This is a genomic window from Photobacterium panuliri, assembly GCF_059920555.1.
Genome location: NZ_CP197192.1, coordinates 2,957,080 through 2,974,689 on the forward strand (window position 1 = coordinate 2,957,080; position 17,610 = coordinate 2,974,689).

Annotated in this window: 16 protein-coding genes; 8 read left to right on the top strand and 8 right to left on the bottom strand. The window is 50.1% G+C overall.

Annotated elements, in window-relative coordinates; genetic code table 11:
- Positions 1–89: 89 nt before the first annotated feature.
- On the bottom strand, positions 90–848 hold the full coding sequence (locus tag ACSF8X_RS13440; RefSeq protein ID WP_047877340.1) for a Nif3-like dinuclear metal center hexameric protein: 759 nt from the start codon (positions 846–848) through the stop codon (positions 90–92).
- Between the two features lie 162 nt (positions 849–1,010).
- On the bottom strand, positions 1,011–1,223 hold the full coding sequence (locus ACSF8X_RS13445) for a DUF2517 family protein (RefSeq protein ID WP_047877341.1): 213 nt from the start codon (positions 1,221–1,223) through the stop codon (positions 1,011–1,013).
- A gap of 141 nt (positions 1,224–1,364) precedes the next feature.
- Here ACSF8X_RS13445 and ACSF8X_RS13450 point away from each other — a divergent pair, with 141 nt between their 5' ends.
- The gene (locus ACSF8X_RS13450; protein WP_500850209.1) at positions 1,365–2,153 is read left to right on the top strand and encodes a DUF1853 family protein; all 789 of its coding nucleotides are present in this window, start codon (positions 1,365–1,367) and stop codon (positions 2,151–2,153) included.
- Positions 2,154–2,217: 64 nt separating this feature from the next.
- On the opposite strand, the gene pgm is transcribed toward ACSF8X_RS13450, so the two are convergent.
- Together pgm and seqA are read right to left on the bottom strand one after the other, a co-directional pair.
- The gene (pgm, locus tag ACSF8X_RS13455) at positions 2,218–3,864 is read right to left on the bottom strand and encodes a phosphoglucomutase (alpha-D-glucose-1,6-bisphosphate-dependent) (protein WP_047877343.1); all 1,647 of its coding nucleotides are present in this window, start codon (positions 3,862–3,864) and stop codon (positions 2,218–2,220) included.
- Between the two features lie 36 nt (positions 3,865–3,900).
- Positions 3,901–4,449, bottom strand: coding sequence for a replication initiation negative regulator SeqA (gene seqA / locus ACSF8X_RS13460; protein ID WP_047877344.1), 549 nt, complete (start codon positions 4,447–4,449; stop codon positions 3,901–3,903).
- 102 nt (positions 4,450–4,551) lie between these two features.
- Here seqA and ACSF8X_RS13465 point away from each other — a divergent pair, with 102 nt between their 5' ends.
- From ACSF8X_RS13465 to fldA, 3 genes are all read left to right on the top strand, one after another.
- Positions 4,552–5,319, top strand: coding sequence for an alpha/beta fold hydrolase (locus ACSF8X_RS13465; RefSeq protein ID WP_500850210.1), 768 nt, complete (start codon positions 4,552–4,554; stop codon positions 5,317–5,319).
- Between the two features lie 77 nt (positions 5,320–5,396).
- The gene (locus ACSF8X_RS13470) at positions 5,397–5,618 is read left to right on the top strand and encodes a DUF2788 domain-containing protein (RefSeq protein WP_047877346.1); all 222 of its coding nucleotides are present in this window, start codon (positions 5,397–5,399) and stop codon (positions 5,616–5,618) included.
- 142 nt (positions 5,619–5,760) lie between these two features.
- Positions 5,761–6,288: a flavodoxin FldA gene (gene fldA / locus ACSF8X_RS13475; RefSeq protein WP_047877347.1), complete on the top strand. Its 528-nt coding sequence runs from the start codon at positions 5,761–5,763 to the stop codon at positions 6,286–6,288.
- 70 nt (positions 6,289–6,358) lie between these two features.
- Here the strand turns inward: fldA and ACSF8X_RS13480 are convergent, their stop codons facing one another.
- Complete coding sequence (locus tag ACSF8X_RS13480; RefSeq protein ID WP_500850211.1) at positions 6,359–6,877, bottom strand: DUF4442 domain-containing protein; 519 nt, start codon at positions 6,875–6,877, stop codon at positions 6,359–6,361.
- A 216-nt stretch (positions 6,878–7,093) separates the two neighbouring features.
- On the opposite strand from ACSF8X_RS13480, the gene fur reads away from it, so the two are divergent.
- Positions 7,094–7,540, top strand: a complete 447-nt coding sequence (fur, locus tag ACSF8X_RS13485; RefSeq protein WP_047877349.1) for a ferric iron uptake transcriptional regulator — start codon at positions 7,094–7,096, stop codon at positions 7,538–7,540.
- 103 nt (positions 7,541–7,643) lie between these two features.
- Here the strand turns inward: fur and glnS are convergent, their stop codons facing one another.
- From glnS to nagE, 3 genes are all read right to left on the bottom strand, one after another.
- Positions 7,644–9,308 carry a glutamine--tRNA ligase gene (gene glnS / locus ACSF8X_RS13490; RefSeq protein WP_500850212.1) on the bottom strand — a complete coding sequence of 555 codons (1,665 nt, stop codon included), beginning with the start codon at positions 9,306–9,308 and terminating at the stop codon, positions 7,644–7,646.
- A 346-nt stretch (positions 9,309–9,654) separates the two neighbouring features.
- The gene (locus ACSF8X_RS13495) at positions 9,655–12,321 is read right to left on the bottom strand and encodes a beta-N-acetylhexosaminidase (RefSeq protein ID WP_500850213.1); all 2,667 of its coding nucleotides are present in this window, start codon (positions 12,319–12,321) and stop codon (positions 9,655–9,657) included.
- A gap of 241 nt (positions 12,322–12,562) precedes the next feature.
- Positions 12,563–14,053 (bottom strand): N-acetylglucosamine-specific PTS transporter subunit IIBC, encoded by a 1,491-nt coding sequence (gene nagE / locus ACSF8X_RS13500; RefSeq protein WP_047877352.1) that lies wholly within the window; start codon positions 14,051–14,053, stop codon positions 12,563–12,565.
- A 251-nt stretch (positions 14,054–14,304) separates the two neighbouring features.
- Between nagE and nagB the strand changes: the two genes are divergently transcribed.
- The 3 genes from nagB to nagC are packed head-to-tail and all read left to right on the top strand — an operon-like array spanning position 14,305 to position 17,476.
- Positions 14,305–15,105 (top strand): glucosamine-6-phosphate deaminase, encoded by an 801-nt coding sequence (nagB, locus tag ACSF8X_RS13505; protein ID WP_047877353.1) that lies wholly within the window; start codon positions 14,305–14,307, stop codon positions 15,103–15,105.
- Positions 15,106–15,119: 14 nt separating this feature from the next.
- Complete coding sequence (gene nagA, locus ACSF8X_RS13510; RefSeq protein ID WP_047877354.1) at positions 15,120–16,256, top strand: N-acetylglucosamine-6-phosphate deacetylase; 1,137 nt, start codon at positions 15,120–15,122, stop codon at positions 16,254–16,256.
- A gap of 2 nt (positions 16,257–16,258) precedes the next feature.
- On the top strand, positions 16,259–17,476 hold the full coding sequence (nagC, locus tag ACSF8X_RS13515) for a DNA-binding transcriptional regulator NagC (RefSeq protein ID WP_047877355.1): 1,218 nt from the start codon (positions 16,259–16,261) through the stop codon (positions 17,474–17,476).
- Positions 17,477–17,610 lie beyond the last annotated feature (134 nt).

The following is a 17,610-nucleotide window of genomic DNA, read 5'->3' on the forward strand; positions in this document are numbered from 1 at the left end:
TCCCGAATAATGAAATTTCACAACAAAAAATAAAGGCCCTGCATAGCCATGCAGAGCCTTTTATTGCTCATGTTTTTGTTAATTTTTATTTAAACCGGATTATCAATATCAATATAGGTAATATCAAACTGATATTTTTCAGCAAGGTACTGACCTAATGATTTAATGCCGTAACGTTCTGTAGCATGGTGACCGGCACTATAATAATGAATTCCTAATTCTCGCGAAATATGTACAGTCCGCTCTGATATTTCACCAGAAATAAAGGCATCCAATCCTTTTTGAGCCGCTAATTCAATAAAATCCTGACCGCCCCCCGTACACCAACCGACCGTTTTTATTTCAGCCGGCGCATTATCACCGATATGAAGTGGCTCGCGCTGTAGGGTCATCGAAATACGGGCGGCAAGCTCCTCACCACTCAACGGCTCGGCAAACTGGCCGTAAATAGCCACAGAATGAGGATTACCGGCTTCAAGCCCGCCAAGAACCTCGATATCCAGCAATTCGGCCAACTTGGCGTTGTTGCCCAGCGTAGGGTGGATATCAAGCGGCAGATGGTAGGCATACAGGTTGATACCGTTTTCGATCAATGCCTTGATCCGACGGTATTTCATCCCACGGATCTCTGCTGGCTCCCCCTTCCAGAAAAAACCGTGATGGACCAAAATCGCGTCAGCCTGCTCCTCGATGGCTCGCTCTATCAATGCCTGACAGGCTGTAACACCGGTGATGATCTTCTTCACTTCAGACTTACCTTCGACCTGCAAGCCATTCGGACAGTAATCTTTGATGAGGTGCGGGCTCAACAATTCGTTGAGCAGGGATTCCAATTTGATATTGTTCATTTTCGCTTCCTTCCCAGCGGTCTTATGGGGTGATTATACCCAAGTTCACTTAAAATGTAGGAATGGGAATAGCCCCTTGAGGGAAAAGGGAAAGCTGGAGCAGAGGAAAATATGGCAACAACGGACAGTGGCCCACCGAAATAAATCGCCAGGCCTACTCATCTAGGCTATCAATAAAGAGCGTGCGGCCTCTTCTGTCTGCGTCAACCAGACAGGCTTGGTGCTCGTCTTCAGCCAAACTTTGTGCAGATAGCTATACAGGCGGGCCCGAGTTGCAACCGGGGTGAAGATCATAACCGGAAAAGTCACCACCCCGACGAGGACAACATAAGTACGGCGCAGCAGAATTCTAAAAGGTGAATAGAGCGTATACATATAGCCTCCTTTGCACGTATCGGCATTGGCCTAAAACTGGTCTAACCTCTTTATAATGTATTGATTTAAGCTAGATTAGACCACCTAATTTCAATCAGTTATTAGCATTTATCATTATAAAAAGTGTGGGGTTATAACCAAATGACTAGGCCAGTGATCCATATTGACTCCGAGTCATACATTCAGCACCACTTTGCCGCCATTTTGCATCATCCCCCGCTCCTTGGCGGCCACCCTTTCGTTGCCGACGCTTCTTGGCTAGCCCATTTCAGGCAACGGGCAAGACTTCCACGCCATAGCCATTACCACGGCAGCAGGCGGTTAGGTTTCTATTATCAATGGCTCTGGCGAGAGTTGATTATCCACCATCCCGATTACCATCTAATTGCAGAAGAAATTCAGGTTAGTGAGGAAGGCAGAACCATCGGTGCCGTGGATTTTCTGGTCAAAAACCGGGTCGCAAACACGCTTGAGCACTGGGAGGTAGCAATAAAATTCTACCTTGCCCACCAAGGACGCTGGCCCGGTCCCAATGCCAGAGATGAACTGGACAAGAAATCGGCACGGATGCTTGAGCACCAGCTCCCACTTTCTGGACATAGCACCATAAGCACGAAATATGGCCAAATCGACACGCGGCGACTCATCATGCAAGGCCGATTATTTTATCCAGCATTCGACCATGGAAAAGGATCCGGTATCATCACCAACCCTGCCGCCCCGCATGGGAAATGGTGCTACGCCGAGCAGATCCCGGCGCTCGAACTTCGTCCGATCTCCAAGTTCGACTGGCTTGCCCCTCCCGATTTCAACACGCTGGCCCCATGCCCAGCATCCGAACTCCGGGCTGTGGGACGACCTCGCATGGCCGTCGCTCCGGACCAATCGGTGTGGTTCATCATGCCGGGAAGCTGGCCCAATTACCGCTGATCGACAAGCATAAAAAAACGCCCGCATAATGCGGGCGTTTCTTCGGAAGCGAGACGAAAAACGCTTACAGACCTGCGTCAGCAAATACCTTGCTGACGATCTCTTGTGCTTCTGTTTCAATCAATGCCAAGTGTTCGGCACCCTTGAAGCTCTCGCAATAGATCTTGTAAATATCTTCCGTACCTGACGGACGAGCCGCAAACCAACCGTTTTCAGTTGTCACTTTCAGGCCACCGATAGCCGCCCCATTGCCCGGCGCATGGGTCAAGCGGGCAGTGATTGCATCACCGGCCAACATGTCTGCAGAGACCATCTCAGGCGACAGCTTACTCAGCACCGCCTTCTGTGCTCCGTTTGCCACCGCTTGCAGGCGGTTGTAGGCTGACGCACCGTGCTTAGCGGCCAGCTCCTCGTAGTATTGCTGCGGGTTCTTGCCCGTCACCGCCGTAATTTCGGCTGCCAGCAAACATAGCAGGATGCCGTCTTTATCTGTCGACCATGGCGTGCCATTCATTCGCAGGAACGATGCCCCGGCACTCTCTTCGCCACCGAAGCCCAGCTCACCGCTGTATAGCCCGTCAACAAACCACTTGAAGCCAACCGGTACTTCGCAAAGCGTACGGCCGAGATCAGCCACGACACGGTCAATCAATGCACTGGAAACCAGCGTCTTGCCGACAGCAACGTCTTGTGACCAGTCCGGACGGTGGCGGTACAGATAATCAATACATACCGCCAAGAAGTGGTTCGGATTCATCAAGCCAGCCGGCGTCACGATACCGTGGCGGTCGTAGTCCGGATCGTTGCCGAATGCCAAATCATACTTGTCTTTGTGGGCCAGCAGACCTGCCATCGCGTAAGGCGACGAGCAGTCCATACGCACCACGCCGTCTTTGTCGAGTGACATAAAGCGGAACGATGGGTCGATAGACTCATCCACCAGCGTAAGATCGAGGCCGTAATGGCTGGCAATCTGCCGCCAGTATTCAATACCCGAACCGCCCAGCGGATCGACACCAATCTTCAGGTTGGCTTTCTGAATCGCAGCCATATCGATGACGTTGACCAGATCATCAACATAAGGCGCAACAAGATCACGCTCTTGAACCAACTCGCTCGCCAGCGCCGCATCAATGGAGACGCGCTTAACGTCCACCAAACCTGCCGCGATAATTTCATTGGCACGAGTCTCAATGGCTGTCGTCAGAGCCCCTTCTGCCGGACCACCATGGACAGGGTTGTATTTGATACCCCCGTCCTGTGGCGGGTTGTGCGATGGGGTAATAACGATACCATCAGCTTTTGCCGCATTGAATTTGTTATGGCAAAGGATAGCGTGTGAAACACCTGGGGTTGGCGTATAGCCACGATCCTGCTGGATAACCACCTCAACGCCATTGGCCACTAGCACCTCGAGCGTTGAAGAGAAAGCCGGCTCAGACAGCGCATGGGTATCTTTACCCAAGAACAGCGGCCCAGTCACACCATTGGCGGCACGGACTTCAGCCACAGCCTGGGCGATTGCCCAGATGTGATGCTGGTTGAAGGTCCCTTTGTCGGCAGTACCTCGGTGTCCCGAAGTACCAAATGCCACTTTCTGATCTGGATTTTGCGCATCAGGCTCAATCAAGAAATAATTAGCCACCAACGCAGGAATATTGTGCATATCTTCTTGCTGGGCGCGCTGCCCTGCACGAGGATGAATTGCCATTAACCTATCCTTGTAATTTATAAGGCGTTATGCCGATTAGATTTCACCGCAAACTTTTTCGATGATGTCCATACCGAAGCTCATCTTGCTCATCAGCTGCTCGACCATCTGACGCTTACGGTCCGTATTCGTATTGGTGATAACCCAGAACGGCGTCTGTGGAATCGCCTTTGGCTTGGTCGTTTTACCGCTGGCCAGCAGTGTCTCTTCACTGTCGGCGAAATATACGCGAGTTCGGCCTTTAATGGCTGCTGCGTCTGCAAATCCTTGCGGATCGATACGATAAAGCGAGGACAGAACCAGCATGAAACGGCCAATCGCTTTTTCCTGCGCAGCAAACTCATCAGAGATCAGCAGTGAACGCATTTCCTTCACGCGATCGGTTTGAACCAGATTACCCGCATCTTTGCTAACCACGATGCCTTTCGGCATAACCGGCATGACAACATCGTTTGGCAGGCTAACCGATGATTGATCCGGCATCATCAGCAAACGCCGCAGAATATCAGACGCACTCTCGCCAATATGCTGGGTTTGGCTGGCGATATAGCGATATAGCTCTTCGTCTACCTCAATAGTCTTCATCGTAGTGTTCATTGTTGTTCCGTTTAAAAATCACCGAGAGATTATAACGTGATCCGAGGTTATACTCTACGGTAAAGCGTTAACTACAAGAGAAAATAGTCAGTGAATCTTCATTACCAAGTGGAGGGTGACGGTGACACGATCGTCCTGATCCACGGCCTATTTGGCAGTGCCGACAACCTCGGTCTAATCGCTAGATCCTTGAAAGACCAATACAAAGTGATCAGCGTTGATCTACGAAATCATGGCCGATCCCCCCACTGCGACCAATTCACCTACCGCGACATGGCCGCCGACATACTGGCTGTACTCGATAGTCTGAATATCGACCGCTTTTCCCTTGTCGGCCACTCCATGGGCGGAAAAGTAGCGATGGCAGCCACCGATCTAGCAGCATCGCGAATCCAGCGCCTATTGGTACTTGATATGGCTCCGGTTCACTACTTTGTCCACCGCCATGAAAACGTGTTCAACGGACTGCGCGAAGTCACCAAGCACACCGTAGAAAAGCGCAGCGACGCCGAACAATACCTTGCCCGCCACGTCATGGATCCCGGGGTACGCCAATTCCTACTCAAATCCTTTGCCAAACAGGAAGACGGGCACTACGGCTGGCGCTTCAATGTCGAAGGGCTGATTGCCAATTACAATACCATCATGGGCTGGGAAGAGATTCCGGCATACACTGGCCAGACTCTGTTTATCAAGGGCCAGGAATCCGACTACATTCTGCCAGAGCACCGCGAGGCGATCAGCCGCCAGTTTCCCAATGCCAAGGCGTATTTAGTGGCCAATACCGGCCACTGGCTCCATGCAGAAAAACCCGATACGGTGAATCGTATTATTTTGAACTTCTTGCAGGCGGCATAACGTTAACAGCCCCCTATTGTCTATGTTATAGTGCGCGGCTAGCACTGCATTAACGATAGAGCGGTAAGGAGACACTGATGCTTTACGAGCACATGGAATTGCTTGAATCGATCGGGCTGGATTTACTGTTTGCTGCGATTTTCTTCTTTATCGGCATGGCCATTAAAGATGTACTAAAACAAGGTAATGTACCGCCTTTTGGTCAAAAAATCGTCTGGCTTGTACTGTTTCTTGGCTGTGCCGGCTTTGTTGCCAAAGGTCTGATCCAGCTTAGCTGGGAAGGAGCCGGCATCAGTTAATTGATGTGCCAATCGTGACCATGGCGACACGCCATGTACTCCCGCTGAGCACAATTGGCAAGGGGCCTTGCCCCTCTAAATGAATGATGGATACCGTAGGCACTATGCTAAGCGGTCAACAATTAACAGGGTAATCTCTACTATGGCGAGTGTAGGACTCTTCTTTGGTAGCGACACAGGTAATACAGAAGCCGTCGCTAAAATGATCCAAAAACGACTAGGCGATAAGCTAGTTGAAGTGAAAGATATCGCTAAATGCAGCAAAGAAGATATCGACAATTTTGACCTACTACTACTGGGTATCCCAACCTGGTATTACGGCGAACCACAGTGTGACTGGGACGACTTTTTCCCAGAACTAGAACAAATTGACTTCTCGACCAAGCTAGTCGCTATCTTCGGCTGTGGCGATCAGGAAGACTATGCAGAATACTTCTGTGATGCGATGGGTACCGTACGTGAAATCGTTGAAGGTCGCGGCGCAACCGTTGTTGGCCACTTCTCAACCGAAGGTTTTGAGTTCGAAGCGTCCAAAGCCCTTGTCGACGACAACCACTTCGTCGGCCTGTGTATCGACGAAGACCGCCAGCCAGAGCTGACGGAAGAGCGCGTCGAAAAATGGGTTAACCAGATTTACGAAGAAATGTGCCTGGCCGAACTGGCTGACTAATCTCTCGTGGAACACCGACACGCCGGGCCCTTTGGTCCGGCGTGTTATTTTTAAGAACGACACTGATGTCCTAAGGCATCACCGAACGCTGATTGTCCTCAGCATCCCCACAACCATCCTGCCCCACCCTATACTGCGGCTTCTTGCGCACATACAAAGTTCGCTTAACCTGAGACACCACCTCGCCATTGAGATCCTTAACCTGTACGACAAATTCGGGCAGATATTTATCCCCAGTAGCCGTCGCCGACATAATTTCGCTGATCATGGCATCTGAAATAACAAAATCAGCGAACAAGTCCGTACATCCCGGCTTGATGAAATTAATTTCAGCCTGTTTATCCCAAATAAAGTATTCCTTGCCCAAAATGCCGATCAACATCAGCGCATAGACAGGATCAGTCAAGGAGAAAATACTGCCGCCGTATTGAGTACGATTAGCATTTTTATTCCACCATCTTAACTTTAGCTTGATCCTTACCTGCCGAAAATCATCGGAAATTGACACGATCCGAATTCCCGCCCCCCAAAATGGCGGCCACAAATTCAGAGCCAGCTTGACAAGAGACGGGGTATAGATTTTATCCACAAGCAAACTTCCCTTTCACTGGTACGATGAGCCCATAGTAACCACGTTTTGCACGCGTGTACATTTTAATAACAAGTAAACAACAAAAAGAAAAGTTAGATATCAGCAAGATTGACCCGTTTTATAGTTTATTGTTACCTTGTGCTCACTTATAATGATGAATAGAAGAGAAGACTACCGCACCATGAGGGTACGGCTAGCCAATAGGAAATTCCAATGTCAGACAACAACCAAGCGCTTAAACAAGCTGGCCTAAAGGTGACACTTCCACGTCTCAAGATTCTGGAAGTTCTCCAGCAACCGGATTGCCAGCACATCAGTGCTGAAGACCTATACAAGAAGCTCATCGACATCGGTGAAGAGATTGGCCTTGCTACCGTTTACCGAGTATTGAACCAATTTGATGATGCCGGTATCGTGACCCGTCACCACTTTGAAGGCGGCAAATCTGTATTTGAACTGGCGACACAGCACCACCACGACCACCTTGTATGTCTTGACTGCGGCAAGGTCATCGAATTTTCTGATGAAGTCATTGAAAAGCGCCAGAAAGAAATTGCGGCCAGCTTTAATGTTCGCCTGACCAACCACAGCCTGTACCTTTACGGCCACTGCATGGAAGGCAACTGCAACGAAGACGAATCGCTGCACGACCGCAAGTAACCCGCTTCCTGTTGGCTTGCATTCATCCTTTAAGTCAGCACAGCGCATAAAAAAACCAGCCGAATGGCTGGTTTTTTATTTATCAGAGACTCAATCTGCGACGTTAGTCTGCGATTTTTGCCCAAGTATCACGTAGGCCAACAGTACGGTTGAACACCAGTTTCTCTTTAGAAGAGTCTTTGTTGTCCGCACAGAAGTAACCCATGCGCTCGAACTGGTATGCCTGCTCAACTTCGGCTTCAACCAAAGACGGCTCGACAAAACCGTTCATCACGGTCAGTGACTCAGGGTTGATCACTGATACGAAATCATCTGCCGCACCAGGGTTCGGTACAGTAAACAGACGATCGTACAGGCGGATTTCAGCCGGTACACCAGCATCTGCTGATACCCAGTGGATAACGCCTTTCACCTTACGGCCATCCGTTGGGTTCTGACCCAGCGTCTCGTTATCGTAAGTACAGTAGATAGTAGTAACGTTACCCGCTTCGTCTTTCTCGATGCGCTCAGCTTTGATCACGTAAGCACCGCGCAGGCGGACTTCTTTGCCCAGAACCAGACGCTTGTACTTCTTGTTCGCTTCTTCGCGGAAATCTTCAGCTTCAATGTACAATTCACGCGTGAACGGTACTTGGCGGCTACCCATCTCAGGTTTGTTAGGGTGGTTAGCCACTTCTAGCATTTCGACGTCAGCGTCAAAGTTTTCGATCACGACTTTAATCGGATCCAAAACAGCCATCGCACGTGGTGCGTTTTCGTTCAGGTCATCACGGATACAAGACTCCAGCGAGCTCATCTCGATAGTGTTGTCTTGCTTGGTCACGCCGATACGCTTACAGAACTCACGAATTGACGCAGAGGTGAAACCACGGCGGCGCAGGCCAGAAATCGTTGGCATACGTGGGTCGTCCCAGCCGTCAACCAACTTCTCAGTAACAAGCTGGTTAAGCTTACGCTTGGACATGACAGTGTATTCCAAGTTCAGACGGCTGAACTCGTACTGGTGTGGCTGGCAATCAATCGTGATATTTTCCAGAACCCAGTCATACAGACGACGGTTGTCCATGAATTCCAACGTACAGATAGAGTGCGTAATACCCTCTAGCGCATCAGAAATACAGTGGGTGAAGTCGTACATCGGGTAGATGCACCACTTGTCGCCGGTCTGGTGGTGGGTTGCGAAACGAACTCGGTAAAGAACCGGATCACGCATAACCATGAAAGGTGAAGCCATATCGATCTTGGCGCGAAGGCACATCTTGCCCTCTTCAACCTCGCCGTTCTTCATTTTTTCGAACAGCTCAAGGTTTTCTTCTACGCTACGATCACGGTACGGGCTGTGCTTACCCGGCTCAGTCAATGTGCCGCGGTATTCACGCATCTGCTCTGGACTTAGCTCATCAATGTACGCTAAGCCTTTATTAATCAATTCAATAGCAAACCCGTATAGCTTATCGAAGTAGTCAGATGAATAGCAAATCTCACCGTCCCACTTAAAGCCCAACCAGTTAACATCGTTCTTAATAGACTCAACGTATTCGATGTCTTCTTTCTCAGGGTTTGTGTCGTCGAAACGTAGGTTACACTGACCCTGATAGTCCTGAGCAATACCGAAGTTCAAACAAATAGATTTCGCATGGCCGATATGCAGGTAGCCGTTCGGCTCCGGCGGGAATCGGGTATGTACGCTTGTATGTTTGCCACTCGCTAAATCCGCATCAATAATTTGACGGATAAAGTTTGATGGACGAGCTTCAGATTCACTCATCTATTTACACCTCGTGTGCTGACAGGATTTTTAAGTTCTCTATCATCCATAAATATGGGGTACTACTCAACAAATAGTATGCATTGTTTGACGATATGGATAAAAAAACCCCGCAATATCACAGCAATCCCAGAATTCCTCCTGAAGACGCGTATAACGGTGCGGGGCGCAGAAGCACGGCTCTTCAAACTCGAGCCAGGAAAGAACATTCTATTCAGGTTCCCGTCATGGGATAACCATCAACTGAACCAAAGCAGCAAGACAGCTTCTTTGTGGGCACTCAAGTCGCCCCCACAAAGAAGCTGGCGGGGATTTCCCGCCAGCTGAGGTTATATCACAGGCAAACTTACAGGGCGATCACTCGGCTGTAGCGCTTACCATCAGCACTTACCGCACGGACCTGAACCTTGCCTTTCACCTTCGGCTGGTTCTCCGCCTGATAGCGCTTCCACGTCTCGCCGTTGTCAGTTGAATACTCAAGAGCCAGACCTGGCATGCTGATGTTCATTGCCAGCACACCGTTCTTCACTGTCGCACCCGGAACCGGTACACGGTACTGGATACCTGCAGCATCAAGCTTGGCAAGTTCGCGCTGGCCCAGGATATTGGCAAAACGTGCCCACTCCTGCTGCAGTGCGGTCTTGTCGACCATCTGGGTTGACTGCGAGTACTCGACACCTGGCTGGTAGTCACGCTCCCAATCAGCCTTGTGCCATGCACGCTCTGCCGCCGCCAAGACGCGAGGGAAAACCATGTACTCAAACTGGTCGTCCGTACGAACCGTCTCACTCCACAACTGTGCTGACAGACCGTAGAAGTCTTTGCCTTTCGCCGTGCCCTTACTGGTGAATCCGTTACCATCGCGATCTACCGATGTCTCGGCATTCTGCGGCAAGTTCTCAGGCGCGAAAGCAAACATCTTGCGGGTATCGGTTGCACGGGTTGCCCAGTAATAGCCACGCTCTTCCGGATCCACCTCATATGGCATGTCCATGTAAACATAATCAGGGTTGGAGATGATCATGTCATAGCCTTTCGCAGCCCAGTCATACGCAGATGCACCGCCGCCCCAGTACAGGGTATCCCAGAAGTTAACGCGTACATTGTCAGTCGCGAACGACGAAGCGTCTTTCGAGTACTTCAAGCCATCCTGCCATGCCTGGAAGCTAGGGATCCCCTTGGCAGCCACGACCTTGCTCACCTTCTCAGCGAAGTAGCTTGGCAGATGGGCGTAATCTGATACCACACCGCTGGCAATCGCCTTCTGACACATCGGCGACTTGGCAAATGGCTTATCCTGCTGGCTTAGGTCCAAATCGCCCTTCCAGTCAACCTTATCTGCCGCATTGATGTCCTGGAAACCCGCACCTAGCTTAATATTCTTCGCTTCGTCACCACCAAAGTGCCATGTGCTCAGCGGCATGCCTGCCTGCTGGTGCATCGCAGCGACTTCGGTGATTACCTTGTTAACGAAGTTCAGTGACGAGTCCATGCACGGGTTGATGAAGCTACGCTTGTCATAGAACTGTACCGTGGTCACGTTTGAGGTATCATTTGGATCCATCAAACGGTACTGGTTCGCCCCAGCCAAGTCACCGGCTTCGCTCAAGCGCTTATGGCGCGCTTCCATTGCCACAACCGCAGCACGAGAGTGCGCTGGCATGTCAATTTCAGGGATCACTTCGATACCACGAGCCTTGGCATAAGCAAGGATATCTAGGTAGTCTTGCTTGGTGTAGAAACCCGAACCGAAGTTGTCGCTATTAGGGCCAGAACCCAGCTGCGGCAACAGGCAAGACGTTTCAGATAGATCGTGACAGCGCTTGCCGCCCACCTCGGTCAGCTCTGGCAAACCAGGGATCTGCAAACGCCAGCCTTCATCGTCAGTCAGGTGGAAGTGGAATTTGTTCATCTTGTACGCGGCCATTTGATCCAGCGTACGCAAAATAGCATCCTTAGAGTGGAAGTTACGGCCAACATCCACCATCACACCACGGTAATCGAAGCGCGGTGCATCGGTAACTTTCAACGTCGGGATCTGCTTCTCGCTACCCGTGCTCGCCAAAGACATCAGCGACTGCAGACCGTAAAACGCACCTTCAGCGTCATAGCCAACGATGGTTGTCTTGCCGTTGGTCACGTCTAGCTCATAGGCACCTGATACCTGATTCGCCTTGCTAAAACGCGCAGGGTCAAGGATCAATGTCACCGGGTATGTACCGTCAGTATCAATGCCCAGCATTTCCATACGCTTGGTCGCCGCGTCTAGCATTGAAGGAAGCAGGGCCTTATTGTCGATACTTACGCCGTTTGCCAGCGATACCGAGCCACCAGTCAGCTTAGTGCTCAACGGGGTTGGGACGATAGTACCGGCCAGCTCTTCCTTGGCGATCAAATTAACATCACGGTTCTTCTCGAAACGAGACTGGGCAGTAGCCAGGATATTGTTGTCGGTCGGGGTACGTTTCCAGTTGTTGCCGCTGATCGGGTCAAGGTATGCTGATGGATCTTCAAAATCCATGCTCTCTAGGGTTTTAGGCTCAGAGGTGCCAGCCACGACATAAGCTCGCGGCATATAGTCGTTCTCGAACAGCGTCCAGTATTCACCGATATACGGGATAACCACGCTCTCACCAGCATCGAAGCCCTCGAACTTATCGGTCGGCTCCAGCGAGTGCAGGTCACCCGTGATGTGGGTCACTTTGAACTGATCGTTCTGCACATCCAGGATCATACGGATGCTATGGAAGTAGATCTTCCAATCTTTGCTTGACACTGCCGGGCCATTATTGGTCAGCGTCATATTGATCAAGTCACACGATGCCCACTCGGCTGCCAATTCGCGGCACTGCAGCCCTTCGTTGGCACCATGGTTAGTCACCAACTGATAATTAACACCCAAATTTTCTGCCAGCGTATCTGCAATTTGCTGATCAGTCATTGATGGTGATGTCGTACAACCGGTTGCCAATGCAACAACCGATGCCATTAGGCTCAATTTAAATGTTTTCATGAGTAAATCCGTCTCCCGAGTAGCCTTGGTGAGTGCCGAACACCGGTCTCTTCCCTTGGCAAAACATAATAATGATCTGAAACCGCAGACACCCGTCCCCCTTCCCGGACATCAGGCACAGCCTGAAAGGAATAGAAAAAGAGCAAAGTCAAAAATTGAGATTTCAGATGATTATTGAGTCGGTGGGTATCGGCCCCCTAGCGGAGGCCGATATTCTTAGTCAAAGACTTAGTGTCAGTGATTAAGGTAGTTTGACTGCAGATAGGTCTTCGTTCGGAGAGACTTTCTTCATCTCGCCAGCTACGATTTCGGCTAGTGGGCCAAGGATAACTTGTAGGTTGTTAGAACCCAGTTTAACCACACCCATCGCACCTAGTGCTTTCAATGTCTTCTCGTCAGCTAGGCTGCTGTCTTTCAGCGTCAGACGTAGACGAGTGATACATGCGTCGATGTTTTCTAGGTTAGACACACCACCCAACGCCTTGATGTATTGCTTAGCTAGTTCGCCAGTTTCTTTAGAACCTGTCACACCGCTTTCTTCTACGTCGTCGTCTTCACGGCCAGGCGTCTTAAGATTGAACTTAATGATAACTGCGCGGAAGATGAAGTAGTACAGTGCAAAGAACACCAGACCCTGAACAATCAGCATGTACCAGTTAACCGCCAGTGGGTTACGCGTTGACAACACAAGGTCAACAAGACCGGCAGAGAAACCGAAGCCCGCAATCCACTGCATAGATGCTGCGATGTATACAGAGATACCCGCTAGCAATGCGTGTAGAACGTATAGGCCAGGTGCTAGGAACATGAATGCGAACTCTAGAGGCTCTGTCACACCAGTGAAGAACGATGCGAAACCAGCAGCGATCATGATAGATGCCACTTTCTCTTTGTTCTTCGCTTTAGCAGTGTGGTAGATAGCCAGTGCCGCACCAGGTAGACCGAACATCATGATTGGGAAGAAGCCCGCTTGGTACATACCAGTAACACCTGGAGTTGCAGTACCTTCAGCAATTGACTTCGCACCGCCTAGGAAGTTAGGAATATCGTTAATACCCGCAACGTCGAACCAGAACACTGAGTTAAGTGCGTGGTGTAGACCAACAGGGATCAATAGACGGTTGAAGAATGCGTAGATACCAGCACCTAGCTCACCCATGCTCTGAATGCCTTCACCAAACGATACTAGACCGCCGTAGATTGCAGGCCAGATGTACATCAGTACGAAGGCAATAAGGATACCGGTGAAAGACGTCAAGATTGGGACTAGACGCTTACCAGAGAAGAACGCAAGGGCTTTGTGCAGCTCAACATGTGAAAAACGGTTGTAAATTTCAGCTGACACGATACCCACAAGGATACCAACAAACTGGTTGTTGATTTTACCAAAGGCCGCTGGCACTTCACCGGCTGCAATACCTTGGATTTGTGCAACTGCTCCCGGAGAAAGCAGCGTGGTTACCACTAGGAAACCAACAAAACCAGACAGCGCGGCTGCACCGTCTTTGTCTTTAGACATACCGTAAGCCACACCAACAGCAAACAGTACAGACATGTTATCGATAATGGCAGCACCAGCTTTGATCAAAAACGCAGCCAGTGCACTGTTTGCACCCCAGCCGTTTGGATCAATCCAGTACCCCACACCCATTAAGATTGCAGCGGCAGGCAACGTGGCGACTGGCACCATCAATGCTTTACCTACTTTTTGAAAGTATCCAAGAATATTCACCCTTAGTTCCCCCTATGGTTTTCTTAGATAAGAAGACAACTTATTTTAGTTATCCGATTAAGTCCCCTGCAGTTTAAAAAATTAATTTCACCCCGCAAATTAAAACCTTGCCATTTGTGATCTTTATCACCTGTAAGGCTAATTACCAGACGATTTTGCTAGCTCGATCATAAAACTTATTTTATTATCCAAAACAAAGGCGACTTCGCGCTAGAATTTACCCGAAATTACTACAGGAATGAGGTGTCACCGTGAGACTTATCCCACTGAATGAAGCTAAAGACGTAGGTTTGTGGTCCGCTCGCTATATCGTTGATCGTATTAACAAATTCCAGCCAACAGCGGAACGTCCTTTTGTGCTAGGCCTACCTACAGGCGGCACTCCTCTGGCGACCTACAAACGTCTGATTGAGCTTTATCAAGCAGGCGAAGTAAGCTTCAAGCATGTTGTGACATTCAACATGGACGAATACATCGGACTGCCTGCTGACCACCCTGAGTCATACCGCAGTTTCATGTTCAACAACTTCTTCAATCATATTGATATTCAAGAAGAAAACATCAATCTACTTGACGGCAACACGGCTGATCACGATGCAGAATGCAAGCGCTACGAAGACAAAATCAAGTCTTTTGGCCGCATCAATCTGTTCATGGGCGGTGTAGGCAACGACGGCCATATCGCATTCAACGAGCCGGCATCTTCGCTTTCTTCTCGTACCCGTATCAAGACCCTGACTGAAGACACTCGTATCGCCAACTCTCGATTCTTCGATGGCGATATGGCCCAAGTACCTAAATACTCCCTGACTATCGGTGTGGGTACTTTGCTTGATGCCGAAGAAATCATGATTCTGGTTACAGGCCACAGCAAAGCCCAGGCGCTAGAAGCCGCCGTTGAAGGTTCCGTGAACCATCTATGGACCGTTTCAGCCCTTCAGCTACACCCGAAATCACTGATCGTATGCGATGAAGCCTCTACCCAAGAGCTAAAAGTTAAAACGGTTAAGTATTTCAAAGAGCTTGAAGCAGAAAATATCAAACACCTATAACAAAGGAACTATTCATGTACGCGCTTACCAATTGCCGAATTTTCACCGGTAGCGATGTGCTGAATAACCACGCCGTCATTGTTGACGGCGTGAACATTCGCGCTGTATGCCCAGAAACTGAGCTACCTTCCGATATTCAAAAACTCGACCTTGACGGTGCCAACCTGACTCCAGGTTTCATCGACCTACAGCTTAACGGCTGTGGCGGTGTGATGCTAAACGACGAAATCAACGCCGATACCATCCACACCATGCACCGTGCCAACCTGAAATCCGGTTGTACCAGCTTCCTACCGACGCTGATCACCTCGTCTGACGAGGACATGAAGGCTGCTATCGCTGCCGCCCGTGAGTACCAAGGCAAATACCAGAACCATTCGCTCGGCCTGCACCTTGAAGGTCCGTACCTGAATGTGATGAAAAAAGGTATCCACTCTGTTGACCATATCCGCCGTTCTGACAGCGATATGATCCAGACCATCTGCGATAACGCCGATGTAGTGACCAAAGTAACACTGGCTCCAGAGCAAAACGACCACGCCCATATCGAACGACTAGTCGACGCAGGCATCGTTGTTTCAGCGGGCCACACCAATGCCACCTACGCAGAAGCACGCAAAGGCTTCGCCTCTGGCATCACGTTTGCGACCCACCTGTTCAACGCCATGACCCCAATCGCGGGCCGCGAACCGGGTATGGTTGGCGCCATTTATGATACACCGGAAGTATATACCGGTATTATCGCTGATGGCTTCCACGTTGATTATGCCAATATCCGCATGGCCCATCGCATGAAGGGCGACAAACTTGTTTTGGTCACAGACGCAACTGCACCTGCAGGAGCAGACATTGATCACTTTATTTTTGTCGGTAAGAAAGTATATTACCGTGATGGCAAGTGTGTGGACGAGAATGGCACACTTGGCGGTTCGGCACTGACTATGATTGAAGCAGTTCAAAATAGTGTCGAGCATGCAGGTATCGCCCTGGACGAAGCGATTCGCATGGCAACCCTGTATCCTGCTCGCGCTATCGGTGTCGACAAGGAACTGGGGGCCATCAAAAAAGGCATGGTAGCTAACCTGACTGTTTTTGATCGCGATTTTAATGTTCGGGCGACTGTTGTTAACGGTGAATACGAGCAGAACTAACTATGACAGGCGGACAAATTGGTAATGTCGATCTGGTAAAGCAGCTAAATAGCGCTGCCGTTTACCGGCTCATTGACTTGCAAGGACCCATTTCGCGTATCCAGGTTGCTGACGTCAGTCAGCTGGCACCTGCAAGCGTTACTAAGATCACCCGCCAACTGCTAGAGCGCGGCCTCATTAAAGAGGTCGCGCAGCAAGCTTCCACCGGAGGCCGGCGCGCAATATCCCTGACCACCGAGTCAACCCCTTTCCACTCGATTGCAATTCGCTTAGGGCGTAATTATATCGAGCTAACCCTTTACGATCTGAGCGGCAAATTTATTGCCGGTACCGGTCACCCTTTCAGCTATACCACCCAGCAGGAACTCATCGAAGGATTGCTTAGCCATATCCAGCAGTTCATCGGAGAGAACCAAAATGTCATGCGAGAGCTGGTCGCTTTCGGTATCACCCTTCCGGGTTTGATCGACCCTGAAAACGGCATTATCGAATATATGCCGCACATCGACGTCGACCGACTACCGCTGGCTGACATCATCAGCGACAAGTATGGCGTGGCTTGCTTTGTCGGCAACGATATCCGTGGCCTGGCTCTTGCCGAGCACTACTTCGGAGCCAGCCGAGACTGCAAAGATTCTATTCTGGTCAGCGTACACCATGGTACGGGTGCGGGTATTATCGTCAACGGACAGGTTTTCCTTGGTACCAACCGTAACGTAGGTGAGATCGGCCATATCCAAATTGACCCGCTCGGTGACAAATGCCAGTGCGGCAATTTCGGCTGCCTAGAAACCGTGGCTGCCGATCCTGCGATTATCAAGCATGTACGCTCGTTGCTTGCCCAAGGTTATCCAAGTTCGTTGCAGGAGCTTGAAGATATCACCATGCCAGCCATCTGTGATGCGGCCAACAAAGGTGATGAGCTTGCTACCCAGTCACTGATCAAAGTCGGCAACCAACTAGGCAAGGCACTGGCCATGACGATCAACCTGTTCAATCCGCAAAAAATTGTGGTGGCAGGTAATATCACCCATGCCAAAGACATCCTCTTCCCGGCCATCCGCCGCTGCGTGGAAACCCAGTCTCTGTCTACCTTCAACCGCGGGCTGCCGATTGTCCCATCAGAGCTTTACACCCAACCAACTATTGGCGCTTTCTCTATGATCAAGCGCGCCATGCTCAACGGCGTATTGCTCCAGCGCCTGCTTGAAGAGCAATAAACCGCCAAATTTGGTGTAAGTCACTCATTTAGTAACAAAATACAAAGGCCATGTTTCAGACAGGAACATGGCCTTTGTGTTATATTCCGTCCCCAAAATAATCACGACCGCTTACGGTTAACGATAAGCCAAGC